Genomic DNA, 15,547 nt, shown 5'->3' on the forward strand with positions numbered 1-15,547 from the left:
GGGAGGGAGGGGTTGTGCTTGGACCTAGGGCGTGTTTTGAAACTATCGCCGGGTCCGCGACGCCTGCCACGCACGCTCGCCGCGTTGCCGGATCGCCCACGTACGCCCAGTATGCGGACGACCCGGCGCCTTGCGATCGCACGCGTCAGACGCCGCGGCCTGATCCGACGCTAGTTTCAAAACACGCCCTAGCCCTTGGCCGTGCCCGCCGTGAGGCCGGCCACCAGGTGCCGCTGCACCAGGAAAAACACCAGCGCGGCCGGCACGATGATCAGGACGGCTCCGGCCGCCATCGGGCCCCAGTCGGCCACGAACTGGTTGACGAAGGTCTGCATGCCGACCGGCAGCGTGTACTTGTCAGGGCTCTGCAGGAACTGGGACGCGTAGGCGACCTCTCCCCAGGCGGTGAGGAAGCTGTAGAACGCCGTCACCGCCAGGCCCGGGCGCGCCAGCGGGACGATCAGCCGCCAGAAGGTGCCGAAGGGGCTCAGTCCGTCGAGCCGGCCGGCCTCGTCGATCGCCGTCGGGATGCCGTCGAAGTAGCCCTTGAGCATCCAGGCGCAGAACGGCACCGCCGTGGTCGCGTAGACCAGGATCAGGCCGAGCAGGTTGTCGAGCAGGTGCAGGTTCTTGAGCACCACGAACAGCGGAACGATGAGCACCGCGACCGGGAACATCTGGACGACCAGGAACAGCCACATCAGCGGGCGGGCGCCGGGAAAGCGCATCCGCGAGACCGCGTAGCCGGCGGTCGCGGCGATGAACACGCCGAAGACCATCGTGCCGGCGGCGACGATGAGCGAGTTGAGGATCCAGCCGCCGAAGCCCTGCTGCAGCACGACGCGGTAGTTGTGCAGGCTGAGCGGACCGAGCTGGTCGGTCATCTCGACGGTGCTGTCCGGCTTGAACGAGGTCAGCACCACCCACAGCACCGGCGCGGCGGCGATGAGGCTCGCGACGAGCAGGGTCAGATGCAGGGCCGCCGACGCGGCCGGCGAGCGGCGCCCGCGCCGGTAGGAGCGGCGGGGGGCGGCGGGCGCGCCGGATTCGTCTGGCGCGCTGCGGACGGCGGACACGGTGCGTGCGGTCATGCGGCGGCCTCCTGGCCGCGGCCGAGCGCGCGGCGGTAGAACGTGGCGAACAGCAGCAGCATCGAGAGGATGATCACGCCGTAGGTGGAGGCGCCGGCGTAATCGCGGGTCTGGCTGAAGGCGTCGTTGTAGGCCTGGGTCACCAGGATGTTCGTCGCGCCGCCCGGGCCGCCGGCGGTGACCAGGTAGATGATGGCGAACTGGTTGAAGGTCCAGATCACGCCGAGCAGGGTGACCGTGGTGGCCACCGGCCGCAGACCCGGCATGGTCACGTGGAGGAAGCGGCGCAGCGGGCTGGCGCCGTCCACCTCGGCGGCCTCGAGCAGCTCGCCGGGGATGGCCTGCAGGCCGCCGAGGAAGGCGACCATCATGAACGGCACGCCGATCCACACGTTGACGAGGATCACGGAGAACTTGGCGCCGGTCGCGCTGCCCAGCCAGTCCACCGCGGGCAGTCCGGCCCGGGTGAACACCCAGTCGAGCAGGCCGTTGGGGCTGTTGAGGATCAGCCGCCAGGAGAACGCGGCGACGAACGAGGGCACGGCCCACGGCAGGATCAGCAGCACGCGGTACACGCCGCGGCCGCGCAGGCGCCGGTTGAGCAGCTGGGCGAGGCCGAGGCCGATGCCGACGGTCGGCACCACGCAGCCGACGGTCCACTCGAGCGTCCAGACGAGCGTCTGGTAGAACTGCCCGTCGCCGCCGGAGAGGATGTAGCCGTAGTTGTGCAGGCCCACCGACCTGAAGCTCGCCGGGATGTGGTTCGCGCCGATCGTGCGGCCCATGTTGAGGTCGTTGATGTTTGTCAGGGAGTAGTAGACGCCCATGACCAGCGGATAGCCGACCAGCACGAGCAGGACGAGGGTGACGGGCAGCGCCATCGCCCAGGCGTACCAGTAGCGGTCGTAGCTTCTTCGAAGTCTGCTGAACATGCTCGATTGCTCGCTCGTTCCCCGGCTCGCGGCCGGACGGACGGAAAGGGAGAGGTGCAGGCGCCGGCGGAGGCCGGGTGGTCCCTCCGGGACCGCGCGGCGACAGGCGGTGCGCACGCGGTCCCGGAGGAGTTCGGGGTCGGACGGAGCCCGGGTCAGCCGGTCGTCCAGCCGGAGTCGACGCCGTTGTTGAGCACCTTGAGCATCTGCTGGGCGACGGACTGCAGGCCGGCCTGGGCGCTCGCCTTGCCGGAGAGGATGCTCTGCACGCCGGTGTCGAAGGGGGTGAACAGGTCGGAGCCCTGCGGGATGGCCGGGCGCGGCATGTCGTCCTTGATCACCGCGTCGAAGGCGGTGAGCGCGGCGTTCCCGGTGACCTGCGGGTCGGACCAGGCGGCCTGGTGGGTCGGCAGGGTGTTGTTGCGGGAGGCCACGTACGCCTGGCTGGCGGCGGAGTTGATGTACTGCACGAACAGCTCGGAGGCGCTGAGGCTGGCCGAGCCGGCGTAGACGACCAGATCCTGGCCGCCGGTCGGGGTGCCCGCCCGGACCGAGCCGGCCGGCACCGGGGCGATGCCGAGGTTCGCCTTGTCCGTGAAGGCGCTGCCCGACTGGTCGTCGGCGGTGGACCACGGGCCGTTGAGGACCATCGCGACCTTGCCCGACTTGAACGCGTTCTGCATGTTCGTGTAAGCGTTCGACGACGTGTCCGTCTCGGCGGCGCCCGAGGAGATCAGATCCTGGACGATGCCGAACGCCTTCACCACCGCCGCGCTCCCGACGGTGACCTTCTTGCCCGAGGTGTCGACCATGTCGCCGCCCTCGCCGTAGATGAAGGGCAGCATGAAGTAGCTGGAGTCGCCGCGCAGGAAGATCGCCGGCTTGCCGGTCTTCGCCTTGATGGCCAGCGCGTCGGTCTTGAGGGCGGCCCAGGTGGTCGGCGCGGAGCCGATGCCGGCGGCGGTGAACTCGGCCTTGTTGTAGAGCAGCGCCAGCGCGTCGGTGACCTGCGGGACGCCGTAGGTCGCGCCGTTGTACTTGGTGGTCGCGGCGGGGGCGGAGAGGTAGTCGGAGGCGTCGGACAGGGCCGGGGTGCCGTCGAGCTTCTGCAGGTACCCGGCCTGGGCCAGCGCGGGAACCCAGCCGATGTCGGAGCGGAAGACGTCCGGGGCGCCGCTGCCGCCCGCGGCGGCGGTCTTGAAGGCGTTCTCCGCGGTGCCGAACGCCTTGTTCACATAGGTGACCTTGATGCCGGGGTACGCGGCCTCGAACTTGGCTATCAGGGCCTTGTAGGCAGGCGCCTCGGCCTGCGGGTCGGAGGTGTCCCAGAAGGTGACCGTGCCCTTGGCCGAAGCCGGATCGGTCGAGCCGGCGGCGGCAGTGCTCGAAGAGCCCCCGCTGCTGCACGCCGCGAGCGTAGACGCCGCGAGTATCGATGCCAGAACCGCCGGGATGCTTCGTCGCATCACACGAGCTCCTTGTCCGCAAAGTCAGGAAAGAACCAAGGTCCCGAGACGGCTCACGCGTCCCGGGGGCCCCGTCATCGGGGCACGAGCCAGAAAGCTAGCAGTACCAACGCAAGACTTCCAGCTTCTTGCGGAAAACCTGCGTATAGCTTGCGTCCTGATTCGGAAAGACTTGCGCAAGTAAGCACGATGTCATCCAACCCGGCACTCCCGGCGGGATCGCCGCATGCCGGGAGGAATCGGACGGCCGTGGGCCGAACGTCCCCGAATCCGTGCGCCGCAAGGCCTGGGACGCCGGGCACGGGCCCGCGGCACGCTGGAATCGAGGCCCGCACGACAATCGCGGAGGTGTGAGATGCATGTGCTGATCGCCTATGCGACCGCGCACGGCTCCACCCAGGGGATCGCCGAGCATCTCGGGAAGGTCCTGGCGGCCCACGGGGCGGACGTCGAGGTCCGGTCCGCCGGGGACGTGGACGCGATCGACGGCTACGACGTCTTCGTGATCGGAAGCGCCGTCCACGACCAGCGCTGGCTGCCGACGGCCGTGGACCTGGTGCGCCGGCACGCCGGGGAACTGTCCGGCCACCCGGTCTGGCTCTTCAGCGTAGGGATGCCGGGCGCGCTGCGCCGGCCGCTCAATCGCTGGGCGTACGCCGAGGAACCGAAGCTGCTTGCCCAGTTCGAGGGCGTGCTCGAGCCGCTCGGCCATCGCCTGCTCTCCGGCGTCGTCAGGCCGGATCAGCTGCCGTGGACCGGCAGGCTGGCCTTCCGGGCGATCGGCGGCCGCTACGGCGACTACCGCGACTGGTCCGAGATCGAGGCATGGGCCGCGACCATCGCGGCGACGAGCGCTATCGACTCCTGATCGAGCCCGTCACGCCGCCCCCGCGCACGGCCGGTGCGCCGGTGAACTTCGCTTCCGGCGCACCGCTTCACCGCAGGCAGCGACCGGCTCCGGCCCGCGGCCCGCACCTCAAGGGCCGAAAGGCCCTGTCCGACCGGCGTTGCGCGGGAAAGGCTTTGATCAGCACTTCCGAACCGACTATGGCCGAACTCATGAGCTCACCGAGGACACCGCTGTGGCGCCATCCGCGTGCGATCACCGCCGGGATGCTGGTAGTCCTCGCCACGATGCTCCTCATCGACGAATTCACGCCGCCCAGCATCCGGCTCGGGCCCGTGATGGTGGCCGTTCCCGCGCTCGCCGCCGTCTTCTGCACACCGCTCGAAGTGCTCCTGATCCTGGCGGCCACGCTCGTCGCCGTCATCCTCGCCGCTGACGTGAACCAGCAACTGGACCAGGCGAACTTCCCCGTCCAGCTCGGCGCCATCGCCCTGATCTCCATCGCCGCCCTCGGCGCGAGCATCGTGCGCGCGCGGCGGGAACGCGACCTGGCCAAGTCGCGAACCGTCGCCGAGGTCACCCAGCGGCTGCTGCTGCGGCCGCTGCCCCGGCGGATCGGCGAGCTCTCCTTCTCGTCGCTGTACCTGGCCGCGGACGAGGAGGCGCTGATCGGCGGCGATCTCTACGGCGTGATCGACACCGGTGACGGGGTGCGCGTCCTCATCGGCGACGCCCAGGGCAAGGGCCTGGCCGCATTGGAGATGGCCAGCTACGTCCTGGGCGCGTTCCGCCGGCTCTCCCGCCGACGCCTGCCGCTGACGTCGCTGGCCGCCGCGATGGACGAGGAGTTCCGCACGGAGCTGGCGGAGTCCGCGGCGATGAGCGGCGATCCCCGGCGCACCCGCGGCGGCAGCTACCAGGAGGAGGGCTTCGTGACGGCCCTGCTGCTCGAGATCCCGAAGAGCGACGGCGCCCTGAGCGTATTGAACCTGGGCCACACCGAGCCGTTCCTGATCCGCCAGGGCACCGCCACACCGATCCGGCCCGGCGCCTTCGCGGCCCCCCTCGGCCTCGGCGACCTCTCCGGACCGGCGCCCGCCGCCGACGCCGTGCCCTTCCCGCCGGACGCGACGATCCTGCTGTACACGGACGGCCTGATCGAGGCCCGCAACCGGGCCGGCGAGTTCTATCCCTTCGCCGAGCGGCTCAACCGCCTCGCCGACCTCCATCCCGACGATCTCCTCCGTGCGATCCACGACGACCTACGCCGGTACGTGGGCACCAGACTCTCCGACGACATCGCGATGGTGGCGATCCGACGGAGCGGAGTCCCCTCTCGGGTCGAGTCCGTGGTGGACGAGGCGGGGGGTATGGCCGGCGGCTTCGACCGGAGCCGCCCCGTGGCCGACGCCGGTCGCGGCGGGCTGGAGCGGTCCGCCGACCAGGTGTGAGGTCCCGGGACCTCCGCCCCTGGTGCGCTCCGCGTCGGCGGATGACCGTGGAAATGCAGGGGTTGCCGCGTGCAGCGATCGCCTACCTCGGTTGGAGGAGAGCCATGACGATGACAGCCGGGCCGGCCGGGCGATACATCGTCGCCGGGGTCGACCACTCGCCCGGGGCGCGGTGCGCGGCCGAGTGGGCCGCGTACGAAGCCGAAAGCCGGCGTCTGTCCGTGCACCTTCTGCACGCGCTGGAGCCCGATACGGATGATCAGGGGCGCGCCGCGGAGGAACTGCTCGACGACGTCGCCCGGCAACTGCGCCGCCACCACCCGGCCGTGACCGTCACCACCGGGATCGTGCCCGGGCCGGCGACGTCCGCACTGGTCTTCGCGGCCGGGGGCGGCGCCGAGCTCCTGGTCACCGGCTGCCGCGGCTACGCGTCGGCGTCCGGCATGCCGCCGGGCTCGGTGACCTGCGCCCTGGCGGCCCGGTCGCCGCGGCCGTTCGTCGTGGTGCGCGATCAGCCCACCGACCCCGACCGCGGGGACATCGTGCTCGGCGTCGGACCGCGGCAGGATCCCGCGGCCGTCCGCTTCGCCCTGCGGCGCGCCGCGCGGCAGGACTCGCGCGTCTTCGCGGTGCGGGCCTGGCAGCCCGCCGGGCGCAGCTGCGAGGGAGCACGGCCGCCCGGCTCCGAGGCCGTGGATCGCGCGCAGGGCGAGGACGTGATGCGGCTGCTCGACGCGGAGCGCGGCACTACCCCGGGGTGCGGGCCATCGTCGAGACGGCCTGCGACGCGCCCGCGCCGGCCCTGCTGCTCGCGGCGAAGGACGCGCAGATGCTGGTGCTCGGCGCGCACGGCCGGTCCGGCGGCGTGCCCAGGGTCGGCTCGACGGTCTACGAGATGCTCGTGCACTGCCCGGTCCCGGTCGCGATCGTGCCTTCGGCGGCCTGAGGCGCGTCAGGGTGCTTCGAAAGCGTCAGGGGCGCTCGAAACGCGTGCGGCGGCCGACGACGGCTCCTGCCAGCTCGTCCAGGCTCTCGCCGGAGGCGTAGGCGCGGGCGCGCAGCAGTGCGGAGGCGTCCTCGAGCCCGCAGCCGAGCTGCTCCGCGATGACGCCCGTCGCCTGGTTGACCAGTGATCGCCGGCCCGCGTCCACGAGCTGCGACCAGTCGCCCATCTCCCGCCGGACGTCGGGCAGCACCAGGTGGAACAGGGCGTCGGCGAGCTCACGCAGTCCCGGGAGGTCGGTCGCGCCGCCGACGACGGGCGGATCGAGGACGGTCAGCGTGCCCGAGGCCGATCCGGGGAGCACGACCGGGACCGCCACCAGCCGATGGACGCCGAGGCCGGTGGCCGCGGAACCGAAGGCGGGCCAGTCCGTGTCGAGCTCCGCATCCGTCGCGGCCACCATCCGTCCCTCCACGGCGCTGGTCAGGGTCGGCCCTTCGCCGCAGACGAACTCCAGGTCCTGCACCGCCTTCGTGCGCTCGTCGGAGACGGCGCACAGCAGTTCCTCGAACGCCGTGCCGAACAGGGTCAGCGCGGCTCCGCGGGCCTTCGCGACCCCCGCCACCGCCGTCATGAAAAGGGCGGTGGGGCTCAGCGGTGCCGAATCGCCGAGCATCGCGACCAGCCTGGCCGCGAAGGCCGAGTGCATCGCGGCCGCCGCGTCGTGCCTCGCGGCCACCTTCCGGTGGGTCCCGGCCATCCGCAGGTGCAGCGTGCGCTGTGCCGCGGAGCCGACGTCCGCCTGCCGCTCGTGCCGCTCGCCGATCCCGGCGGCGCGCCTGGCCCTCGCGCGTTCCAGGGAAGCGCGGCCGAGCGCCTGCCGCAGCAGCGCTTGCGACGAGTCGTCGGGCATATCGGCAGCGTAGTCCCCGGCAGCGGCGGAGTCACCAGGTGCGGGCGCGCGCCACGGCCGGCCGTCACGCCGCGACGCGGCGGCCGATCTCTCCGGCCAGCACCTCCAGGGGGAGGATCGCGTCGGGCTCGCAGCGCGAGACGGCCGCGTCCGGCATGCCGCGGACCGCGGCCGTATCCGGGTCCTCGACGAGCACGGTCCCGCCGTGCTGCTTGATCGCGGCGGCGCCGGCCGAGCCGTCCCGGCCGGCGCCGGTGAGCACGCACGCGATCGCGCCGGATCCGTACACGGCGGCCACCGAATCGAACAGCCGGTCGGCGGACGGGCGCACGTAGTTGACCGGCTCGGAGTCGGCGAGGCGCACGGTGCCGTCGGACGCGGCGAGCAGGTGACTGCCCGGCGGGGCCACATACACCACACCCGGTTCGATCCGCTCGCCGTCCTCGGCGAGCCGGACCGGCAGCGCGCTGCTGCGGCCGAGGACCTGGGCGACGGAGGTGGGGTACTTCGGCGAGAGGTGCTGGACGACGAGCACGGGCATCGGGAATCCGGCCGGAAGCTCGGCGAGCAGCGTGCGGAGCGCGGCGATCCCGCCTGCCGACGCCGCGAGCGCGAGCACCCGTCGGCCGCCTCCGGCGTTTCCGACGCCTGTCACCGAACCAGCGTAACCGCTGGAGGTTGCGCCGAGCTCATCCGCGCGTGTCGACACCATCGTCCGGAGCCTCCTCGTCGATCCTGCGCATCGTCGCGCCGAGAGAGTCGATCGCCGCCTGCAGATGCCGCATCGCCTGACCGCGCACGGCGGTCTCGATCAGGAGCGTCGCGAGTATCCCCGCCAGCCTCAACCGCTCCGCCGAGAGCCGGACGGCCCGCCGCTGGCAGAGCAGCATCGCTCCCGGATGCTCGCCGTCGTCTGCGGGGATTGCGATGACGCCGGCGCCTCCGCTGGCGCGCAACGCGTCGGCGTAGGCCGGCCAGCGCTTGTCGTGCTGCCCCAAGGCGAAGCGCACGATCTCGCCGCTGTCCAGGCTCACGGCAGCGGGCCCGGGCGCGCCGCCGGCTTCAAGGGCGCACAGCCCGTACACGGATTCGTCGGACGCCAGCGCGACGGAGTCGAGAGCGCCGTCATGGGCCAGCAGCACACCGACACCGTCGACGCCGAGCACGCGTGCGACCCCGGCAGCGTGGGTGTCGGCACGGAACCCGGGCGGTCGTCGCACGACCGTCGGATCCGGCACGGCGCCACTCGTCATGCCGCCAAGCTAGCCGGGCGTCGGCGGGCCCAATAGGGCCTCAAGTCACACGAGTCGGAATCCGGTAACCATTCGGGGCACGATGCACAGGACCTCGTCCGTGGCCGGCTCGAACCACGGCGCGCACAGCCGGAGGTAGCGCTCCCTCATCTCCGGCTCGGTCACCGGCGCGGCCCGGCCGACCACGGAGACGCTCCATCCCAGGCGGGTATCGACGTCGATCGAGTCGGCCTGGTAGGCGACGACGGAGCCGCCGGCGTCCGTCCCGCAGATCGCGGACAGGGTGCCTCGGGTGTCCGTCCGGAAGATGACCAGCCCGTGCGCGAGGATGTGGTTGACCGTCCGGATCGCGGGCAGCGCGTCGAGGGTGAACACGACCCGGCCGAACTGCACACTGCCGAGCATCCGCAGCGCCTCGCCCGAGTCGAGTTCCGCGAGCCGGCGCAGTGCCGCCGGGTCCGAGGCGCCGCGATCACCGTCCCGCCGGATGCCCTGCGGCGTGACGCCGCGGCCGCCTGCCCTGGAGCCCTGTTCGCTCAATGTCGATTCCGATCGTGTGGACCGCGCTCGAGGGGAGGCGGCGAGCGAGCCGCGGCCGAGACGCGGGATACATCTAACCCGAATACCCGCCAAGCCATCCAGCATCCACACCTTCGCCTGTCCTGCCTAGGGCCGAAAGTCCTGTAGCGCGCTGGCTACTCCGGGTGCCGGGACGTATGCTGGAGGCGCTTTCCAACCAGGGCTAGCCGGAGCACGAACAGCTCCGCGCCCGAAGGTCTGCTGTCCCGGACCCCGACAGTCGGCGATCACGCAATCAGACGCCTACGACTGTGCGAGGTCCACCGTGCACACCGACCACATCTCCGGCCTTGTCCAAAGCGGTCGCGGCGCCGCGGCCGCGCAGTCGACGGGCGATCTCACCGGGCCGTCCCCGGAGTCCGCGCGGCACGTGCTGGTGGAGACACTGCTGCGGATCGGGCTCGACCTGCACGTCGCGCTCGAAGCCTCGACCCGGGCGCCGGTGACCCGCCACCTGCACAGCGCGGTGGCCCACACGGACGAGGCGCTCCGGCTGGCGCGCCTGGCCGCGCTCGAGCACGCGAGTGCCGCGGAGACCGCCCCCAGCCGGCCGCATGCGCACTAGACTCCGGACCCGGGCCGGACACACCGCGACAGGGCTAAGGAGCTTCCGCGATGGCCGAAGTCGACCAGTCGGTATTGCGCGCACTGCTCGACCTGACGGATCTCGAGTCGGGGCACGACGTGACCGCCGCGCTCCTCGAACGCCTCGCGCATCGCGCCGTCTCCCTGCTGCCCGCCGCATGCTGCGCCGTGGCGGCCGCGGACGAGGACGGCGAGCTCAGCCTCCTGCGCTGCTCCGACGGCGTCGGCTGGACGCTCGGCCTCGCGCAGATCGAGAACCGGTCGGGGCCGCTCGTCGACTGCTACCGCCGCGGGGTGCCGGTGCAGTGCCCCGACATCCTCTCCGCCCCGGCGTGGCCGCAGCTCGCCGCGGCGGCGTCGGCGGCCGGCATCCGGGCGTTCTCCGCCGTCCCGCTGCGCCGCCACGACCGCGTGCTCGGCGCGGCCTGCGTGATGCGCGCCGACCCCGGCGACGACCGGCCTGAGGAGCTCGCGCTCGCCCAGGCGATGGCGGACAGCACCGCCGTCGGCCTGCTCCGGGCCGAGGCCGCCCGTGACGACGGTCGTGCCGTCGACCGCTGGCGCAGCGCCCTGAGCCGGCAGATCACGATCGACCAGGCCCGCGGGATCGTGGCGCAGCGGCACGGCATCACCGTGGACGCGGCGGCACGGCTGCTCGAACAGCAGGCCGAGACGCAGGGGGTCGACCCCGGCGACCTCGCCGAGCGGATCGTGCAAGGCCTCGCGCTCTGGCACCGGGCGAAGTGAGCGGATCCGGCCGGCTCTCGCGCGCGACCCGCGTCAGCGCGGCCTCGCGAGGTCCTTCGGCACCTCGGCGACACCGTCGACGATGGCGCGTGCCACGTCGTGCAGCCGCAGGCCGCGCCTGCGGGCGACGGACCGCAGCAGCTCGAAGGCCTCGTCGATCGTCCGGCCGTGCCGCTCCGCGAGGATCCCCTTGGCCTGCTCGATCGGGACCCGCGACGCGATACCCCGCTGGAGCTGGGCGACCTCGACCGCGCTCTCCTGCCGGCGGCGCTGGAAGTAGAGACCGGTCGCCACGGCCTCGGCGAGCGCCGGCGCGAGCCGTGCGGCCTCGGAGTCCGGGAATCCGGGGTCGCCCGAATAAACGGTCATCGCTCCCAGCCGGTCGTCCAGGGAGAGCAACGGAACGCTCAGCACGGAGCAGTATCCGGCCTGGGACGCGGCCCGGGCCCAGTCGGGCCACCGCGCGCCGTCCGAGACCGTGTCGGGGCAGCGGACCGCGACCTCGGCGGCGGCGCAGTCCACGCTCGGGCCGAGCCCTGCGCGGATCTCCGCGGCGGCGAGCTGCTCGACGCCCTCGCCCCAGGCGGCACCGCACTCGAGCCGTCCCTCTTCGGACGCCAGCAGGAGGGCCACTCCCGGCGCGCCGAGCACGCGGGAGCACTCGGCCGCGAAGTAGCGCAGGTGCCCGTCGAGGTCGTGCACCGCCTCCGCGGTGTCGGCACCGTCGTTGAGCAGGTCGTACACCTGCCTGGAGTCCAAGACCCGGCCCCTTTCCGTCCCGCACGTCGCCGGCGCGCCGCATACGCAGGTCCGCACGCGCGGCCGGCACGGGTGCCAATGGCTGAATACTGGGCGAAAATACCCGCGCGCCGGGCCGCGCGGCTAGGGCCGTTCGGCCCTTCCGCCGCCTCAGTCCTCCGCCTGGACCTGCTCCATGAGCAGCACGACGCCGCCGTCCTGGTCAAGCGGCGAGCAGGCGATCGAGCACAGGATGCGCCGCCCGATCCGGTTGACCGCAGACAGGTGGACCGGGCCGATCCGGCGCCCCGTGCCGCGGCACTCCTGGACCGCCTCCTGGAGCTGCGCGGTCGGCAGCCCGAAGTCGAGCCCGAAGAACGGCTGGCCGTCCACCTCGGCCGTCCGCAGGCCCCAGAGGTCCTCCGCGCCGCGGTTCCAGCTGCGCACCCTCAGCTCGCCGTCCAGCACCACGACCCCGGCCGCGATGCTGGTCAGCACCCCGGCGAGGAACGCGTGCGCCTCGTCGAGCTCCGCGGTGCGCGAACGCAGCTCCTCGTTCATCGTCTGGAGCTCCTCGTTGCCGGATTCGAGCTCCTCGTTGGTGGTCTCCAGCTCCTCGTTGGTCGACTGGAGCTCCTCGTTGGTGGTCTCCAGCTCCTCGATGCTCGACTGGAGCTCCTCGTTGGTGGTCTCCAGCTCCTCGTTCGTCGACTGCAGCGCCTCGTACGCCGATTCGAGGTCCTGCCGGATCCGCTGGAGCTCGTGCTGGAGCCGGGTGGCGACGGTGGTGTCGAGGAAGCTGAGCGCGACCCCGACCCGCTCGCCGTCCGGGCTGAACAGCGGCTGAATGTTGATATCAAGAAACTGGCTCTCGCCGCCGGCCGTCGGCCGCTCCACCGCCGCCACCCGCACCGTGCGGCCCTCGTCCGCGGCCTGCTCGATCAGGGAGCGGAGTTCGACCGGGCGATAGGACAGCTCCAGGTCCTGGAACGGACGGTTCACGTCGGCCGGCGTCAGGCCGAACAGGGTGCGCGCCTGGTTGTTGAAGATCACCACGGCCCCCTCCTCGTCGAGCGCGATCAGTGCGTGCGGCGAGGTGTCGAGCGCGAGGTCGCGTACGAGGCGCTTGCGGCCGACGTCGCGCACGTCCCGCCCGAGCGCGACCTCGAGGCGGGGCAGCACCGCGGTGTGCGGCAGCGGGGTGTTTCCGATCCGGCGTCGGAAGAGCCGGTGCCGCATGCTGTCGACCTGGAAGCGCTCGCCCTCGGACAGCAGCATCTCCGCCTTGCCGAGGAAGAGGTAGCCGCCGGGCCGCAGCGCGAAGTGGAAGCGCTCGATGATCTGCGACTGCGCCTCCATGTTGAAGTACATCAGGGTGTTCCGGCACACCAGCAGATCGAGGCGCGAGATCGGCGCGTCCCTGGTGATGTCGTGACGCCCGAAGATCACCCGCCGCCGCAGGTCGGCGCGGAACGCGTGGTTTCCCCCGGCCGTCTCGAAGTACCGCTCGCGCAGTTCCGGCGCGAGCGCCTCGAGCGCCCGGTGCGGGTAGACGCCGCCGCGCGCCTCGCGCAGCGCCTCCTCGTCCACATCGGTGCCGTAGATCTTGAGCCGGCGTGCGCACTCCTCGAGCCCGATCGCCTCGGCGAACAGGATGGCCAGCGTGTAGGCCTCCTCGCCGGTGGAGCAGCCCGCGCTCCAGATCCGGATCTCGTCGTCGGGCGCCTTGTCGGCGAGGATCTGCGGGAGCGCCTCGGCGGCCAGGTACGCCCAGGACTCGCTGTCCCTGAAGAACCCCGTGACATTGATCAGGATGGTGTTGAAGAGCTCGTTGAACTCCTCCGGATCCGTCTCGAGCACGTCGCGGTAGTCGCCGTACGCCGCCGTGCCGACGTCCGCCATCCGCTTCCTGATGCGCCGGGCCAGCGAGGTCCGCTTGTAGCCGGTGAAGTCGAAGCCCCGGGCGTCGCGGAGGTAGCCGAGCAGATCCTCGAGCTCCCGCTCCGGTGCCGCCGGGTCAGCGGGCGCGGACATGGTCTCCCCCCAGGTCGTGCGGGTCTCCGAGGCCGCGGTCTCTCATTCGGCCAGCGTAGCGGACCCGGAGCTGAGCGTGTGCGCAGTGCGCTCCATGCCGCGATGCAAGCCGTTCCCGCACTCGTCCCGCGCTCATCCTGCACTCGTCCTGCACTCGTCCCGCGCCCGTCCTGCTCGCGACGGATCGCGAGCAGGACGGTCACTCCTTCAGTGCTCCTGGGCGGCGGCATCGTCGAACCGCCGTCGAGCCCTGGCGCTATGCACGGACCCGCAGCCCGCGTCAGTCCTGGTCGGCCGAGGCCGAGGGGCACAGCACGAGTTGGTGGACGTCGAGGTAGCCGGAGGCGAAGCCGGCTTCGGAGTAGGCGAGGTAGAGCCGCCAGGTGCGGCGGAAGGTCTCGTCGAAGCCCAGGGCGCCGAGCCCACCCGCGTTGGCCTCGAACCGCCGGCTCCACAGCGCGAGCGTGTGCGCGTAGTGCCGGCCGAAGGACAGGTCGTCGGCCACCCGCAGGCCGACGCGAGCGGCGTTGTCCTTGATCGCGGTCATCGAGGGGATCAGGCCGCCGGGGAAGATGTACTTGGTGATCCAGGTCTGCGTCCGGGCGGTGGCGTTCATCCGGGCGTGCGGCATGGTGATCGCCTGCAGGCCGATCCGCCCGCCGGGGTTGAGGAACCCGGCCAGCGCACCGAAGTAGGTGGGCCAGTGCTCGCGGCCGACCGCCTCGATCATCTCCACGCTCAGGACGGCGTCGAACCTGCCCTCGGTGTCCCGGTAGTCGCACAACCGCGCCTGCACCCGATCGGCCACGCCCTCCGCCTGCGCGCGTTCTCGCGTGAACGCGAGCTGCCGCTCGGACAGCGTGATCGTGTGCACCCGGGCGCCGCGGGTGGCGGCACGGACGGCCAGTTCGCCCCAGCCGCTGCCGATCTCCAGCACGTCCGTGCCGGGGCCGACGCCGGTCAGGTCGAGCAGCCGGTCGATCTTGCGCTGCTGGGCCACGCGGAGTTGCTCGACGCCAGGCGCGCCGTCGTGCATTTCCTGCAGCGCGAGTTCGTGGCGCGGCGCGGCGGCCCGCTGCTGCGGGCTCTGCGCCGAGTCGCGGTCGAACAGCGCGGAGGAGTAGGTCATCGTGGGGTCCAGGAACAGCGCGAACATCTCGTTCGACAGGTCGTAGTGCCGGGAGATGTTGTCCCGGGCGTCGTTCGAGGTCTGGTTCTCGGTGCGCGGGCGGCGCACCACGTGCAGGCGGCGCAGACTCTGCAGGGGCGCGGGTACCAGGGTTTCGATGTGCGCTGCGAACACCGCCAGCAACCGGGCCAGGTCGTCCGAGTCCCACTCGCCCGCCTGGTAGGACTCGCCGAAACCGATCAGCCCGCTCGCCCCGATCCTGCGGTAGAGGGCCTGCGGCCGGTGCACCGTCATCTCCGGATCGCCGGCCGAGCCCGCGCCGAGCACGGTCCCGTCGAGCAGCCGCAGGCGCACCGGCAGGTCGCGCACCGCGGACCGCACCACCCTCGCCGCCACCGCCCCGCGCAGCCGCGCCCGCGGCTCGGTGAACACATCCGGCCAGCGCCCGACATCGCGGGAAGCGGCCGCCGCCGCCCGGGTATCAACGTGGATTGCCATGACTCAGGACCTTCTCCCTAGCGTCGCGGACGGTGGTGCCGCGATCATTCGTCACCGTTCGGAACACAGAGGCCGCCGGATGGGTGCATTCCCCAGGCGTCGCGGACGGCGGTGCCGCGATCACTCGTCACCGCTCGGAACACGGAGGCCGCCGGATGGGTGCATTCCTGCATTACCCAGGCGGCGCGAACGGTGGTGCCGCGATCACTCGGTGCCGCGATCATCCGTCACCGTTCGGAACACGGAGGCCGCCGGATGGGTGCGCGCACGGCTGCCGTCGCCGGAAGATCCGTGGCGCGGGCGACGCCGCCCGCCGCCCAGCCGGCACCCGGGGACCACTT

General features: G+C 72.0%; 15 protein-coding genes and 1 pseudogene. 6 read left to right on the forward strand and 10 right to left on the reverse strand.

Features of this window, described 5'->3' with window-relative positions; translation table 11 throughout:
- Window positions 1-188: 188 nt before the first annotated feature.
- The 3 genes from KDK95_RS02030 to KDK95_RS02040 form a co-directional block, all read right to left on the reverse strand.
- Window positions 189-1,091 (reverse strand): sugar ABC transporter permease, encoded by a 903-nt coding sequence (locus tag KDK95_RS02030; protein WP_212516230.1) that lies wholly within the window; start codon window positions 1,089-1,091, stop codon window positions 189-191.
- On the reverse strand, window positions 1,088-2,023 hold the full coding sequence (locus KDK95_RS02035) for a carbohydrate ABC transporter permease (protein ID WP_212516231.1): 936 nt from the start codon (window positions 2,021-2,023) through the stop codon (window positions 1,088-1,090). Before KDK95_RS02035 ends, KDK95_RS02030 begins: the two co-directional genes overlap by 4 nt.
- A 155-nt stretch (window positions 2,024-2,178) precedes the next feature.
- Window positions 2,179-3,489: an extracellular solute-binding protein gene (locus tag KDK95_RS02040; protein ID WP_212516232.1), complete on the reverse strand. Its 1,311-nt coding sequence runs from the start codon at window positions 3,487-3,489 to the stop codon at window positions 2,179-2,181.
- Window positions 3,490-3,844: 355 nt separating this feature from the next.
- Here KDK95_RS02040 and KDK95_RS02045 point away from each other — a divergent pair, with 355 nt between their 5' ends.
- From KDK95_RS02045 to KDK95_RS38075, 4 genes and pseudogenes are all read left to right on the forward strand, one after another.
- Window positions 3,845-4,357, forward strand: coding sequence for a flavodoxin domain-containing protein (locus KDK95_RS02045; RefSeq protein WP_212516233.1), 513 nt, complete (start codon window positions 3,845-3,847; stop codon window positions 4,355-4,357).
- 191 nt (window positions 4,358-4,548) lie between these two features.
- Complete coding sequence (locus KDK95_RS02050; RefSeq protein ID WP_212516234.1) at window positions 4,549-5,787, forward strand: PP2C family protein-serine/threonine phosphatase; 1,239 nt, start codon at window positions 4,549-4,551, stop codon at window positions 5,785-5,787.
- Window positions 5,788-5,897: 110 nt separating this feature from the next.
- Window positions 5,898-6,284 (forward strand): annotated as a pseudogene (locus tag KDK95_RS38070) (universal stress protein); the annotation flags it as partial.
- Window positions 6,251-6,733 (forward strand): universal stress protein, encoded by a 483-nt coding sequence (locus KDK95_RS38075; protein ID WP_372463251.1) that lies wholly within the window; start codon window positions 6,251-6,253, stop codon window positions 6,731-6,733. The pseudogene KDK95_RS38070 and the gene KDK95_RS38075, both read left to right, overlap by 34 nt.
- A 25-nt stretch (window positions 6,734-6,758) precedes the next feature.
- On the opposite strand, the gene KDK95_RS02060 is transcribed toward KDK95_RS38075, so the two are convergent.
- The 4 genes from KDK95_RS02060 to KDK95_RS02075 all read right to left on the reverse strand — a co-directional run bounded on the left by KDK95_RS02060 (window position 6,759) and on the right by KDK95_RS02075 (window position 9,436).
- Complete coding sequence (locus tag KDK95_RS02060) at window positions 6,759-7,643, reverse strand: ANTAR domain-containing protein (RefSeq protein ID WP_212516235.1); 885 nt, start codon at window positions 7,641-7,643, stop codon at window positions 6,759-6,761.
- A gap of 64 nt (window positions 7,644-7,707) precedes the next feature.
- Entirely contained in the window at window positions 7,708-8,298 is a 591-nt protein-coding gene (locus KDK95_RS02065; RefSeq protein WP_212516236.1) for a chemotaxis protein CheB, read from the reverse strand.
- Window positions 8,299-8,332: 34 nt separating this feature from the next.
- On the reverse strand, window positions 8,333-8,881 hold the full coding sequence (locus KDK95_RS02070; RefSeq protein WP_212516237.1) for an alpha/beta hydrolase family protein: 549 nt from the start codon (window positions 8,879-8,881) through the stop codon (window positions 8,333-8,335).
- 60 nt (window positions 8,882-8,941) lie between these two features.
- Window positions 8,942-9,436: a pyridoxamine 5'-phosphate oxidase family protein gene (locus tag KDK95_RS02075; RefSeq protein ID WP_212516238.1), complete on the reverse strand. Its 495-nt coding sequence runs from the start codon at window positions 9,434-9,436 to the stop codon at window positions 8,942-8,944.
- 304 nt (window positions 9,437-9,740) lie between these two features.
- Between KDK95_RS02075 and KDK95_RS02080 the strand changes: the two genes are divergently transcribed.
- Both KDK95_RS02080 and KDK95_RS02085 read left to right on the forward strand, forming a co-directional pair.
- Window positions 9,741-10,040 carry a hypothetical protein gene (locus tag KDK95_RS02080; protein ID WP_212516239.1) on the forward strand — a complete coding sequence of 100 codons (300 nt, stop codon included), beginning with the start codon at window positions 9,741-9,743 and terminating at the stop codon, window positions 10,038-10,040.
- 50 nt (window positions 10,041-10,090) lie between these two features.
- Window positions 10,091-10,807, forward strand: coding sequence for a GAF and ANTAR domain-containing protein (locus tag KDK95_RS02085; protein ID WP_212516240.1), 717 nt, complete (start codon window positions 10,091-10,093; stop codon window positions 10,805-10,807).
- Between the two features lie 33 nt (window positions 10,808-10,840).
- Here KDK95_RS02085 and KDK95_RS02090 read toward each other — a convergent pair whose 3' ends face one another.
- From KDK95_RS02090 to KDK95_RS02100, 3 genes are all read right to left on the reverse strand, one after another.
- Complete coding sequence (locus KDK95_RS02090; RefSeq protein WP_212516241.1) at window positions 10,841-11,566, reverse strand: GAF and ANTAR domain-containing protein; 726 nt, start codon at window positions 11,564-11,566, stop codon at window positions 10,841-10,843.
- A gap of 150 nt (window positions 11,567-11,716) precedes the next feature.
- Window positions 11,717-13,579, reverse strand: a complete 1,863-nt coding sequence (locus KDK95_RS02095) for a CheR family methyltransferase (RefSeq protein ID WP_212516242.1) — start codon at window positions 13,577-13,579, stop codon at window positions 11,717-11,719.
- A gap of 280 nt (window positions 13,580-13,859) precedes the next feature.
- Window positions 13,860-15,206, reverse strand: coding sequence for an SAM-dependent methyltransferase (locus KDK95_RS02100; RefSeq protein ID WP_212516243.1), 1,347 nt, complete (start codon window positions 15,204-15,206; stop codon window positions 13,860-13,862).
- Between the last annotated feature and the right edge of the window lie 341 nt (window positions 15,207-15,547).

Source organism: Actinospica acidithermotolerans, from assembly GCF_018139625.1.
GTDB lineage: Bacteria > Actinomycetota > Actinomycetes > Streptomycetales > Catenulisporaceae > Actinospica > Actinospica acidithermotolerans.

Excerpts from the sequence above, each read along its gene's own strand:
- KDK95_RS02045 (WP_212516233.1), top strand. The coding sequence starts at position 3,845 with ATGCATGTGCTGATCGCCTATGCGACCGCGCACGGCTCCACCCAGGGG.
- KDK95_RS02095 (WP_212516242.1), bottom strand. The coding sequence starts at position 13,579 with ATGTCCGCGCCCGCTGACCCGGCGGCACCGGAGCGGGAGCTCGAGGAT.
- KDK95_RS02060 (WP_212516235.1), bottom strand. The coding sequence starts at position 7,643 with ATGCCCGACGACTCGTCGCAAGCGCTGCTGCGGCAGGCGCTCGGCCGC.
- KDK95_RS02100 (WP_212516243.1), bottom strand. The coding sequence starts at position 15,206 with ATGGCAATCCACGTTGATACCCGGGCGGCGGCGGCCGCTTCCCGCGAT.
- KDK95_RS02085 (WP_212516240.1), top strand. The coding sequence starts at position 10,091 with ATGGCCGAAGTCGACCAGTCGGTATTGCGCGCACTGCTCGACCTGACG.
- KDK95_RS02035 (WP_212516231.1), bottom strand. The coding sequence starts at position 2,023 with ATGTTCAGCAGACTTCGAAGAAGCTACGACCGCTACTGGTACGCCTGG.
- KDK95_RS02040 (WP_212516232.1), bottom strand. The coding sequence starts at position 3,489 with ATGCGACGAAGCATCCCGGCGGTTCTGGCATCGATACTCGCGGCGTCT.
- KDK95_RS02050 (WP_212516234.1), top strand. The coding sequence starts at position 4,549 with ATGAGCTCACCGAGGACACCGCTGTGGCGCCATCCGCGTGCGATCACC.
- KDK95_RS02030 (WP_212516230.1), bottom strand. The coding sequence starts at position 1,091 with ATGACCGCACGCACCGTGTCCGCCGTCCGCAGCGCGCCAGACGAATCC.